This window comes from Peteryoungia wuzhouensis (assembly GCF_003205195.1).
GTDB classification, from domain to species: Bacteria; Pseudomonadota; Alphaproteobacteria; order Rhizobiales; family Rhizobiaceae; genus Allorhizobium; species Allorhizobium wuzhouense.
In genome coordinates, this window is sequence record NZ_QJRY01000001.1 from 821,706 (window position 1) to 833,534 (window position 11,829).

At 61.5% G+C, this 11,829-nt stretch carries 11 protein-coding genes; 6 read left to right on the plus strand and 5 right to left on the minus strand.

Annotated features, from left to right (window positions below; translation table 11 throughout):
• Positions 1-73: 73 nt before the first annotated feature.
• Positions 74-1,711 carry a globin-coupled sensor protein gene (locus DMY87_RS04110; protein ID WP_110790375.1) on the minus strand — a complete coding sequence of 546 codons (1,638 nt, stop codon included), beginning with the start codon at positions 1,709-1,711 and terminating at the stop codon, positions 74-76.
• A 428-nt stretch (positions 1,712-2,139) separates the two neighbouring features.
• Between DMY87_RS04110 and ku (DMY87_RS04115) the strand changes: the two genes are divergently transcribed.
• Positions 2,140-2,994, plus strand: coding sequence for a non-homologous end joining protein Ku (ku, locus tag DMY87_RS04115; protein ID WP_110789977.1), 855 nt, complete (start codon positions 2,140-2,142; stop codon positions 2,992-2,994).
• 2 nt (positions 2,995-2,996) lie between these two features.
• Positions 2,997-5,570, plus strand: a complete 2,574-nt coding sequence (gene ligD, locus DMY87_RS04120; RefSeq protein WP_110789978.1) for a DNA ligase D — start codon at positions 2,997-2,999, stop codon at positions 5,568-5,570.
• A 3-nt stretch (positions 5,571-5,573) separates the two neighbouring features.
• Here the strand turns inward: ligD and ku (DMY87_RS04125) are convergent, their stop codons facing one another.
• Positions 5,574-6,383 carry a non-homologous end joining protein Ku gene (gene ku / locus DMY87_RS04125; RefSeq protein ID WP_110789979.1) on the minus strand — a complete coding sequence of 270 codons (810 nt, stop codon included), beginning with the start codon at positions 6,381-6,383 and terminating at the stop codon, positions 5,574-5,576.
• Between the two features lie 286 nt (positions 6,384-6,669).
• On the opposite strand from ku (DMY87_RS04125), the gene DMY87_RS04130 reads away from it, so the two are divergent.
• Both DMY87_RS04130 and glgA read left to right on the plus strand, forming a co-directional pair.
• Positions 6,670-6,936, plus strand: coding sequence for a DUF2934 domain-containing protein (locus DMY87_RS04130; protein WP_110789980.1), 267 nt, complete (start codon positions 6,670-6,672; stop codon positions 6,934-6,936).
• Positions 6,937-7,064: 128 nt separating this feature from the next.
• Positions 7,065-8,516, plus strand: coding sequence for a glycogen synthase GlgA (gene glgA, locus DMY87_RS04135; protein ID WP_165826158.1), 1,452 nt, complete (start codon positions 7,065-7,067; stop codon positions 8,514-8,516).
• A gap of 142 nt (positions 8,517-8,658) precedes the next feature.
• Here the strand turns inward: glgA and DMY87_RS04140 are convergent, their stop codons facing one another.
• A complete protein-coding gene (locus tag DMY87_RS04140) occupies positions 8,659-8,934 on the minus strand; it encodes a hypothetical protein (RefSeq protein WP_110789982.1) in 276 nt (91 codons plus the stop codon).
• A 99-nt stretch (positions 8,935-9,033) separates the two neighbouring features.
• Between DMY87_RS04140 and DMY87_RS04145 the strand changes: the two genes are divergently transcribed.
• Positions 9,034-9,330, plus strand: coding sequence for a hypothetical protein (locus tag DMY87_RS04145; RefSeq protein WP_110789983.1), 297 nt, complete (start codon positions 9,034-9,036; stop codon positions 9,328-9,330).
• Positions 9,331-9,369: 39 nt separating this feature from the next.
• Here DMY87_RS04145 and DMY87_RS04150 read toward each other — a convergent pair whose 3' ends face one another.
• The gene (locus DMY87_RS04150) at positions 9,370-9,624 is read right to left on the minus strand and encodes a hypothetical protein (RefSeq protein WP_245408815.1); all 255 of its coding nucleotides are present in this window, start codon (positions 9,622-9,624) and stop codon (positions 9,370-9,372) included.
• Positions 9,625-9,683: 59 nt separating this feature from the next.
• The gene (locus tag DMY87_RS04155) at positions 9,684-11,369 is read right to left on the minus strand and encodes a sensor histidine kinase (RefSeq protein WP_110789984.1); all 1,686 of its coding nucleotides are present in this window, start codon (positions 11,367-11,369) and stop codon (positions 9,684-9,686) included.
• Between the two features lie 134 nt (positions 11,370-11,503).
• On the opposite strand from DMY87_RS04155, the gene DMY87_RS04160 reads away from it, so the two are divergent.
• Positions 11,504-11,779, plus strand: coding sequence for a BON domain-containing protein (locus DMY87_RS04160; protein ID WP_110789985.1), 276 nt, complete (start codon positions 11,504-11,506; stop codon positions 11,777-11,779).
• The last annotated feature ends 50 nt before the right edge of the window (positions 11,780-11,829 follow it).

An 11,829-nucleotide genomic window follows, 5' to 3' on the forward strand; every position in this document is an offset into this window, starting at 1 on the left:
CATTCCACCGTCAGCCTGGTCGCGATGCACGCCCGTCGATTTCTGTTGTAGCGTATGGTGGTAAACAATCTTCTCAACCTCCCAGGCCTGCGAGCGGGAAGGACATTGCGAAGTCCTCCGCAAGCGATTCACTGTCAGTTGATCCGCTCACGGACGTGCTGTGAACGGCGGCAGAGCCCGTGTTTCGAGCATTTGAGATCTGGATCTGCGGCGTTGTGCTGCGCTGCGGACGCGACTGGCGCTCGATGTGGAATTCGCGAATGGTCGCCCCGAGTTCGAGGATGACCGCGTGCAGATCCTGAGAGCCGTCACTGGTGCGCCGGGCCAGATCTGCGGTGCTTGACAGGTCGGCGCCAAGGCCAGCCACTGTCGCCGTGAGCCCGCCGAGTTCTCCGGCATGGAGGTCCGTCTGGCGGGCGATATCGGAAACGGTCCCGCTGATGTCTCCGACCTGGACGACGATGTCGGCGATTGCGCCTTGTGTGCGCGCAACCATGTCGACACCGGCTTCGACCTGGTTCTTGGTGGTCGCGACGAGGGTCTTGATTTCACGGGCGGCATCGGCGGAACGCTGTGCGAGCGCGCGGACTTCCTGCGCGACGACGGCGAAGCCGCGACCGCTGTCGCCGGCTCGGGCCGCTTCGATCCCGGCGTTCAGCGCCAGAAGATTGGTCTGGAAGGCGATTTCGTCGATGGCGCCGATGATGTGGCCAATCTGTTCGGCAGAGGCTTCGATATCGGCCATGGCGGCAATCGCCTGACCGACCACCTGGCCACTCGCCTCGACCGACTGACGGGTCGCGGCGACCGTGCCTTCTGCCTTCTTCGTGCGCACAACGCTGTCACGAACGCCGGCCGTCAGCGTTTCCAATGCCCGTCCCGTCTCTGCCAGCGTTTCCGACTGGCTCTCGACACGGCCGGCATAATCCCGCGCGCTAGTGGCAACCTGATCGGTCGCCCCCAAGGCGCGGGAAACTTTTTCTTCGGAGGCAAGGAACGCAGACTGCAGATTCTCCAACGCATCGTTCATGCGTGTCGACATGTCGGAATAGGCGTCCGGGACATCCGGTGCGACACGCACGGTCAGATCGCCTTCAGCGAGACCGTCGACAACCGGGCGGAAGATGGCCTCGAACTCGGCGCGATCCTCGATGCGCTGGGCGGCCAAGTCGCGGTGATGCTTGAGGCGCAATTCGTTGAAGCGCAGCGAGACGGCAATCTCGACATCGACCATCACGAGGCGGATGAGGGAGCTGACGAGATCACTGATCTCGCGCTGCTTGCGTCGGCTTGACGGCAACAGACCGGAGCCGGTCGCCTCCGAAACCACGGCGGTCACCAGATGCTCCAGCACCACCGCATGGCCGGCGATATGCCAACGCGGATCGAGCCCCATTCGGCTTTCGCTGTCCGACAGGACCTTCACGCGCTCGGCATAGAGACCATCGAAACGGGCATCCGTCAGGACGTCCCAATGGGAGGACAGAAGGTCGTGGAAGCGGTCGTACTGGCGTTCGCTTGTAAATGCGCGGGCGGCATCAGGAGAGGTCTGCAAACGCTGGAAAAGATCTCGGAGCGCCGTCTTCAGCTGCGGCGAGAGCAGATGACGGTTCTGGCGCAGCAGGTCGCACTGACTTTCGTCAAGACCGGCAAAGCGCAGCCGGTCGCGCAGGCTTCCCGCCTGTGATCCCGCCGCCCGCTCCGTCGACATGCCCTGACTTGTCATTCCTACCGCATCGCCGCCGGCTCCTGCGAGACCGGTGCTTCCCCGTCGGTTCGGTGATCGCCTTGATTTGGCACGATAAAGCTGGCGGGGGCCGAAGCCTCCGTCGCCATCCGTGTCATGGACAGGCGGTTCGTCGAACAGATTTCATGAACATTTCAAACCGGACCAAAACCGGTACGACGGGACGGCGTCATGCCCGAAGGAAACTCGAGGTGAGTCCCACTCCGACGTGTCCACTCATGTTTATGGTTAATTCCTTGCCTGAAGGTTAATAAAACTTCGCCGTAGTCCTGATCCATCTAATATTAGCGATCATTTTTGTTTCTTCTCCAGACATTCCGATTTTCACCGGGAACCCATGGTGGAACAAAGCTGTCCCGGCGCTCGTTCGAAGCGAAACACGGGAGTGAGACGTGAGCGCACGGGCGATCTGGAAGGGTTATCTGTCGATCGGGGATGTGGGATGCGCCGTCGCCCTCTTTTCGGCCATCGACGCTCAGGAAAGAACGTCCTTTCACATCATCAACCGCGACACGGGCAACCGGGTCAGGCGGCAATATGTCGATGAAGATACGGGCAAAGCCGTCGACAAGGATGACCTCGTCAAGGGTTACGATCAGGCGGACGGACACACCGTCGTGCTGGAAGCAGACGAAATCCGAGAGGCTGTTCCCGACAGCGACAAACGGCTGGAGATGTCGACCTTTCTTCCCTGTGCTGACATCGACACGCTGTATCTCGAGCGGCCGTATTTTCTGGCGCCAGCGGATGCACAATCAGTCGAGGCCTATGATCTCATCCGGGACACCATGGTGGCGACGAATGTGGCCGCCGTTGCGCGGACGGTGCTCTTCCGGCGGGTCCGCAGCGTGCTGATCCACCCCGAAGGACGAGGTCTGATCGCGACAACGCTGAATTACGACTATGAAGTGCGGGATCCGGCTGAAAGCTTCGGTGATATCGCCAAGGTGAAGATCGATTCCGAGATGCTCGATCTGGCGCGCCACATCATCGATACGAAGATGGGACGCTTCGACCCGGCGGCCTTCGAAGACCGATACGAGGAGGCGCTGGCGGAACTTGTGCGGGCCAAAATCGCCGGCCGCAAGCCGAAGAAGCTGCCAAAGCGCAAGGCGGAGAATGTCACCAGCCTCATGGATGCCCTGCGCAGGAGCGCCGGTGCGCCTGCCAGCTCGAAAGGCAAGGCTCAGCCGGCGAAAAGCCGCAAGGCGGCGCCATCGGCGGGGCGGCAGAAAAAGGCGAGCTGATCATGTCGCTGTCGGAATATCGTCGCAAGCGCGACTTCAAGGCAACGCCGGAACCCAAGGCGCAAGCGGCGAGGACGAAGGGCAACAGCTTCGTCATCCAGAAGCATGCCGCCCGCCGGCTCCACTACGATTTCCGCCTGGAGATGAACGGAGTCCTCAAGAGCTGGGCGGTCACGCGTGGCCCAAGCCTCGTGCCGAGCGAGAAACGGCTGGCGGTTCATGTCGAGGATCACCCGCTGGCCTATGGTGATTTCGAAGGCGTCATTCCGCCTGGACAATATGGTTCCGGCGAGGTGATCGTCTGGGATCGTGGCAATTGGGAGCCGCTGCATGATGCGGCCAAGGGCTACAGAAAAGGGCATCTGGAATTCTCCCTGCAGGGGGAAAAACTCCACGGCCACTGGCATCTCGTGCGCATGGCGAAAAGAGACGGCGAGACGCGGGAGAACTGGCTGCTGATCAAGGGCGACGACGAGTTTGCCCGCAGCGACACAGATCCCGACGTCATCGAGGAACTGCCTCTATCGGTCAAAAGCGGCCGGCCGATCGAAAGCCTGAAGGGAGACGGAAAGGCCGAGGTGTGGAATTCCCGCAAGACCAAGCAGGCAGCTAAGGCCAATACACCGGGGAAATCGAAAGTTGCCAAGGCGGCGGAGACCAAGGCCCGCACCACAGTGAAGGGTACAAAACCGGTGGCCTTGCCGGATTTCGTGCCGCCGGCGCTGGCCACACTGGTCAAGACGGTGCCGAAGGGCGGTCGCTGGCTGCACGAGATCAAGCTCGACGGTTATCGCATTCAAGCCCGTGTCGATCATGGCGACGTACGGCTCCTGACCCGGACCGGCCTGGACTGGACGGACCGCTTCGGTGACGCAATCAGCCAGGCATTGATAGCACTGCCGGTGCAGGCAGCTTTGCTCGACGGGGAAATCGTGGTCGAGACGGGCAATGGCAGCAGCGATTTTTCTCTTCTGCAGGCGGATCTCAGCGACGGACGGGCCGACCGTTTCGTCTACTACATCTTCGACCTCCTGCATCTCGACGGACAGGATCTGACCGGCGCATCGCTGATCCGGCGAAAAGCGGTGCTCGAACACTTGATGCGACCCGCAGAAGGGCCTTTGAAATACTCGACGCATTTCGACGAGAGTGGCGAGCTGGTGCTCAAACACGCCTGTCGGCTGAGCCTCGAAGGCGTCATTTCCAAGGTTGCCGACGCACCGTATCGGTCCGGTCGCGGGCGCGACTGGGTGAAGTCAAAGTGCACGGCGCGGCAGGAACTGGTGATCGGGGGGTACGTGCCGTCGTCTGTTTCGGACACGGCGATTGGATCGTTGATCATGGGCGTCAACGACAAGGACGGCCTTCGTCATGTCGGCCGCGTCGGGACAGGCTACAGCGCCAGCGTCGCGCGCCAGCTCTTCAGGCAGCTCAAGCCATTGGTTCAGACGAAGAGTCCGTTTGCAGGGACACTGACGAGCCTCGAGCGCAAGGATGCTGTCTTCGTCAAACCCGAACTGGTGGCCGAGGTCGAGTTTCGCGGCTGGACCGGCGATGCCCATCTCCGCCATGCCTCGTTCCGCGGCTTGCGCGACGACAAGACGGCAACCGAGGTTGTCCAGGAGAGCGGGCCTATCCCGCAGCGTGGGTCGACCGCCAAGCCGCGCGCGCGGGCCGAGGCGACCGCCAAGCGCAGTGTGCCGCTCACCCATCCCGACAGGCTTTACTGGCCGGAAGCCGGTGTCACCAAGGAGGGATTGGCGGACTATTACGTTCAGGTCTGGCCGCGCATCGCGCCTTTCATCGTTGACAGGCCGCTCGCCCTGTTGCGCTGCCCGGAAGGGCATGCCGGTACCTGTTTCTTCCAGAAACATGGGTGGCGCGGCATGCGCAAGGAGATCATCACGATCCGCGACCCCAAGGATGATGACGAACAGGCGTTGATCGGCATTCACGATCTCGATGGCCTGCTGGCCCTGGTGCAGCAGGGCGCGGCCCTCGAGATCCATCCATGGGGTTCGCGCGGCGGCGATCTGGAACGGCCGGACATGGTCAATATCGATCTCGATCCGGGGCCGGATGTGGACTGGGAGCGTGTGGTCGCTGCAGCTTTCGAAGTTCGACAGCGCTTTTCGGACATGGGGCTGACCGGTTTTGTCAAGACATCCGGCGGCAAGGGGCTGCATGTTGTCGCGCCCGTGAAGCCGAAGGCCGAATGGCCGGCCGTGAAAGCTGCCATGAAGGCACTTGCGGACAGCATGGCAGCCGACAGCCCGGACGACTATGTCGCGACGATCAGCAAGGCAAAGCGAAAGGGCAAGATCTTGATCGACTACCTGCGCAACGGGCGCGGAAATACGGCTGTCGCGCCCTACTCCACCCGTGCGAGAGAGGGCGCGCCGGTCTCCATGCCGCTGTCATTCGACGAACTGGGGCCCGACATCGGGCCAAACCATTACACGGTGACGAATACCCCGAGCCGGCTCGAACAGCAGGACAGTGATCCATGGGCGGATTTTCGCAAGGCGGAGGCGCCCATCTCCACCAGCATTCGCAAGTCGCGCAGCAAGCGGTGAAGCCTACTTGCGCGCACCGCCTTTCTTTTCGGAGGCGAGGCTGCGGCGGAGCGCTTCCATGATGTCGATGACATTGTCCTTGGACGCTGGTTCCGGCGCGGCCCTCGGCTTCGACCGTTTCGACTTCTTGCTGCGCATCGCGATGATTTCATGGAGGCGCTCTTCAACCGGATCCTGTACCAGCTTGGGAGACCAGTTGCGCATGCGCGCCTGAACCAGTTTCTTCATCATCGTCCTGGCACGCGCTGGCGACGATTCCTCGCCTGCTTGCCCAAAGAAGGGATCGGCGTCGCGCACCTCGTCTCCGTACCGCAAGGTCCAGACAATCATGCCGTTTTCGCGCGGCACAAGAAGCACGGAGTGTTCACGGCGATAGAGCACCAGACGTGCGATGCCACCCGTATCGGTCTTGCGCATGGCTTCACGGATCACCGCAAACGCTTCCTCGCTCACCTTGTCGGCGGGGGCCAGGAAGTGCGGGCTGTCATACCAGATCCAGCCGATCGAGTTTTGCGGGACGAAACTTTCGATATCGATCGTGCGGGTGCTTTCCAGCGCCACGTCATCGAGCTCTTCGTCTTCGATGAGGACATAGTCATCCTCTCCCCGGGCATAACCCTTGACCTGGTCTTCGTCATCAACAGGCTCGCCCGTTTGCGCATCGATATAGCGGTTCACCACGCGGTTGCCTGTCTGGCGGTTGATGTTGTGGAAGCGAAGTTTGCTGCTCTCGGTGACGGCGGGTGTCATCGAAACGCGGCAGGTCACGAGCGAGAGCTTCAGATAGCCTTTCCAAAACGCTCTTTGTGCCACCGCATTCTCTCCCTGTCGTGCGGTCCGTCCGCAGATCTGCCCCGGAAAACGCGCGCAGTCGACAGGGGTTCCCCTTTCCCATCAATTCGGCAGTTGCGACGGGAACCGTTTGCCCGCAATCGCGTTCCTCTGAAGCCAGTTCCCCTCGAATGACAGTCCGGGGATCAGCCAATGGTATGGGGGTACCGCTGGCAGATCGGTCCGGTACCGGTGGACGCGACGAGACCGCGCCCGACCGAAACGCATTCCCGTGGAGCCAGGCCAGCGGCGACGACGGAGAATTGCCATGCCTGAACGTGACTACGACTGGATAGCCCGGCGGGCCTATACGCTGTGGGAAGAAGAAGGGCGCCCGCATGGCGCCGACGAGGCCCATTGGCTGTCTGCCCTCGGCGACTGGGAGAGGCTTCAGGCGTCGGCAGACGAGACCACGGAAAAGGCAGGGAGGCGCATCGCCCAGGCGCAGGCATCGGCCGAGGAGGAAGGCCTGATCATCACGGAGGAACCCATCCAGCAACCGCGACGCAAGGCGGTCAGGAGCAAGAAAGGGTGACGAAAGTGGCCGGACTCGATCTTTCACTGGCCCTCAGCCGGGCACAGTTCATCCAACGCGTTCGTGCGGCCTATCACCGTGACGAGGAGGAGGTGCCCAACCGCCGCCGTGCCATCACCCGCGTGCCTTTGCACGTGCTGGCCGTGACCTCGGAAATCTATCCGCTGGTGAAGACCGGCGGCCTTGCCGATGTCACAGGCGCGCTGCCGAAGGCACTCGCCACCTACGGCATCGAAACCCACACCCTGATCCCCGGTTATCCGTCCATCCTGGCTTTGGCGCGGCTTCACCCACCATTGATGGAGTTCGATGACCTGCTCGGCGAGAAGGCGAGCCTGCGACATCTGGAGATTGACGGGATCAGCCTCTTCGTCCTCGACGCCCCGGCACTCTACGACCGTCCGGGGGGCCCCTATGTCGACGAAAACGGTTACGACCATCCCGACAACTGGAAGCGCTTTGCGGTTCTCTCCCTCGCCGGCGCGGAGATCGCAGCCGGGGCACTGCCCGGATGGCGACCGGATCTGGTGCACACGCACGACTGGCAGTCGGCTCTGACCTCCGTTTACCTGCGCCAGATGGGATCGCCGGTACCGGTTGTGCTCACCATTCACAACCTTGCCTTCCAAGGCCAATATTCTGCGGATCTGCTGCCGTATATCGGTCTGCCGCCCGAGGCCTATTCCGTCGATTCCATGGAGTATTTCGGCGACATCAGTTACCTGAAGGGTGGATTGATGACCGCCGACCACATCACCGTGGTCAGCCCGACCTATGCCCGCGAGATCCTGTCTCCGACTTTCGGCATGGGTCTGGATGGGGTGCTGAACACGAAGATCGACCGCCTTCAGGGCATCGTCAACGGCATCGACAACGAAGTGTGGAATCCGGCCACCGACCCCTATCTTCCGTTCCGCTTCGACATGAAAAGCTTGCGGAACAAGAAAAACAACAAAGCTCTGCTCCTGGAGCGGTTCAACCTCCAGCCCGGTGATGGACCATTGTTTTCGGCGGTGACACGCGTGACCTGGCAGAAGGGCATGGACATGCTTGCCGAGGTGGCGGACGAGATCTTCTATCGCGGTGGCCGGTTGATCGTACTTGGCCAGGGCGATCACGCGATTGAGGATGCGCTGAAGGCAACTGCGGCCCGCTTCCCCGGCAAGATGGCCGTCAGTGTCGGATACAATGAGCCGACGGCGCATTTCATTCATGGGGGGTCGGATGCGATCATCCAGCCATCGCGTTTCGAACCCTGCGGGCTGACCCAGCTTTACGCCATGCGCTATGGCTGTGTGCCCGTCGTCTCCCGGACGGGCGGCCTGTCGGAAACGATCATCGACGCCAATGACGCGGCGCTGTCGGCAAGGGCAGCAACGGGTTTCCAGTTTCATCCGGTTCGTCCGGAGGGCTTGCGCCAGGCGCTTCGGCGCGCAGCGGACGCTTATGAGGACAAACGCAAATGGGCGCGACTGCAATTGCAGGCCATGCGTGCCGATTATTCCTGGGATCGCAGCGCCGAGAGTTACGCACAGGTCTATGGCCGCCTGACGGAACAGCGGTTCCAGGCCACGCATTGAGGACATACACCCACGAAAAAGGACCCGGCGCTCACCGGGTCCTTTTTTCGTCCAGAGTGATTGGATCACAAGATCCCTGATCTTGCTCTACCTTTCCAACCCGCGCCAGGGGCACCCTGGGAAAGGGTTGGCCCTACCATTCTCATCGCCAATCTTCCGCTCGCTGCTCCGTTCCGACAGGACCACCTCGAAGGGCAATGCTGCGCTCCAGCGCTGCGATATCGTCGCTTGTCGCGGGCACCGGATCTTCTGCAATCGCTTCCAGCACGGCCGGATCGAGCGCGCCGGAGCGCAATGCCATGCGCAGCGTCTCACGCGTTTGGCGCTCCGCCTCCAGCTGGGCAAAGAGCGCGATGATCAGCCGGTCGCGGGGATCCGGATAGCGGCGCCATTGTGGGGGGCGGACTGTCTGGGCCATGGCCTTGTCCTTTCAGGTAGACAATTCGGTTCTGCAGGAAACTTTTATCGCCCGCCATTGTTCCCCTTTCGGGTCCGCAGGAAGCCCAGGGAGCAAGACATGCCGGATAATGCCCAGACGATCGAAGGTCGATTGAACGCCCATCGGGAGATCCTCATCTCCCTTTTGACGGAAGCGCTGCTGGTGCCAGGCGGGCCTCAGCATCTGTTGCGCAACCTGGAACAGGAAGTGCTCCTGCGCGACGGGTCGGAGGATCCGGGTGCCACGCCGTCTGCCGGCGCTGGACGCGGCAACGAGAAAAGCCAGGAGATCCGGGAAATCCTGGATACCGCGAAGGAAAGAGCCGAAGCGCTGAGGCGGATCACCGTGGAAAATGCGGACGGAACGGCTTCGTGATGTGTGTCTCCCGCGACATTCGGACGAGGCCTTCACACATCAGGACTTGTCTTTATCGCGAAGATCGAAATTGACATTCCAATCCTTGGGTGGGTTCTTCCCATTCGCTGGCCGTTTGTGGGTGGTGGCGTCTTGCGAACCCGCTATCACCGTGGGCTTGGCGCTGACGACACCATCATTGTCTCCGCCATGCCGCGTGCCGACGAACTGTCCGGTGGCATCCTTTTCAATACGCTCCGACTGTTTCTTGGCCGACCCCGCTGTTTCGGAGTTCTCGTGGCGATCCTTGCGCATGCTCATGTCTCCTCTGTCGTGTGTGAAAGACAACAGAGAAGCAATCGCAAGGTTCCAGGTCAGGTCGTCGTGCCCCCGGTAAAGGCGCTGAGCGGCGCCAGCAGTTCCCAGCGCAGACCGCTTGGATCGAAGTCCATCGTCACCTCGCCTGCGAAAGAACTGGCTGCGTGCCGTTCGATGACTGTGGAACCAAAACCGCGGCGGGTGGGCGCGATAACAGGCGGTCCGTGCTGCTCTGTCCAGGTGAGCCGCAGCTTCGGATCTTCGGAAGTCTCGTCCTCCACGATCCATTCCACACGGATGCGCCCCTCCAGCACCGACAGCGCGCCGTATTTCACCGAATTGGTCGCCAGTTCGTGGAAGACGAGGCCGAGATTTTGAACCGCACTCGCGTTGACCAGAAGATCGGGTCCCCGGCGCTCGACCCTGTCGGCCGAGCCTGCGACGGTCGCCAGCTGCAGATCGACGAGGTTCGCCAGCGGAATTCCACCCCATTCCTGCCGGGCGAGCGCTTCGATGGATTGGGCAAGGCCTGCCAGCCGGCCGCTCACAGCGCGCTGAAAACCCTCCACACTGTCGGCACTGCGCGCGAGTTGGCGCATCATCGCCTGCACCAGCGACAGGATGTTCTTCGTGCGGTGAACCAGTTCCTGCAGGATGAAATGAATGCGCTCTTCGGCCTCGGCACGATCAAAGGACGCATTGGAGAGCGCGATGGCGACCTGGTTCGCCTCAACGATCCGCGTGCGCGCCGGCGAGACGATCTCGCCCTTGCCGATCCGGTTCGCCATCAAAGCGATGGTGCGGATCGACGACCGCAACTGATGGGCCGCAATCAGGGCGACGGAGAGACTGATGGTGAGAATAACGAGGCTTCCGACCAAGAGGCTCTTCCAGGCTGCAACAAACGTCTTCTGTGCGCCGGCAACAGGACCCCAGACTGCGACACGCCAGGGCCAGTCGGTTACCCGGGCATAACCCAGCATATACTGGTCACCATTCTGATAGAAAACCGCGCTGCCGTTCGGTCCGAACATCAGCTCCAGCCAGCCTTGCGGAAACTGCTCGCCGGAAGGGCGGCTGTCGATACCGCTGGAAACGACCACCTTACCATCGTCATCGAGAAGAGCTGCAGACCAGCCGGGCGGCAGGTTTTCCCTCGACGTATGACTGGCGAGGCTTTCAGCATCCTGGGTGAGGACCACCGCATCCACCCCGGCGCGATTGCCTTCGGGGACCGGCATGGTGAGGTTGACCACCCATTGCTGACTGGTGTGGCCGAAAAAGATGCCGGACAGCTCGACATGACCGGAGCGCAGAGCCGACTGCAGCGAAGCGATGTTCGACATGGGTTGAAGCGAGGAGCCCCAGGGTCTGCGGGTGTTCAGGAGCTGTCGGCCGTCCCGTCCGACAAGCAGGATATACATCGAACTTCCTTTGAGGCTTCCGGCAACCCGATCGTAAAAGGCTTCGAGATTGCCGTCCTGCACCTCCGGCGAGTTTGCGATCAGTGTCAGGGTGGTCTCAAGGTCGGAAATCTTGCGCTCGACACTTCGACCGATGTTTTGAGCGTCCCGGCCGGCATTGACCTTGAGCGCCTGGAACTGGGACTGTTCGAGTTCGAGAAGAAGAAACGCGGCGAAGCCCAACAGAGGCAGAGTCGAGAGCGTCACCATGATCGTCAGATAGGTGCCGATCGAGGCCGTCGGGAACAGGTCGCGAAGGAGCCGCCTGAGCCACTTCATGGGCCTGCCCTGCGGAAGGGCTTGTCTTCAGGCCGGACATAATCCGGATCGAATTCCTCTGTGATCGCCGAATGCCAGGCGAACCAAAGTCGGACTGCCGCGTTAGGCTTCAAGGACAAACGCGGGAGCCCGACATGGTTTTCAAGCCACAGCAGTTTCACGATGAAAATTCGGCAATGGCGGATGCGTTTCCCGTCGAAGCTTCGCTTGAGCAGCAAGTGGCGGAGGCGCTCGCCATATCCGAGGGTCTGGACGCGACCGAATTGACGGTCGTCGCCACGGGAGGAGAGATCTTTCTCGGAGGGTGGATCGGATCGCGGGATGAACTCGATCGGGCTGTGGAAATTGCGCTTGCGGTCCCAGGCGTCCAGACTGTCACCGTGCAGATGCAGTCTCCCGGCCTTCCCTGAGCAGGAGCCAACAGGGAACAATGACGATGGGAACCATCGTCTGTTCACTG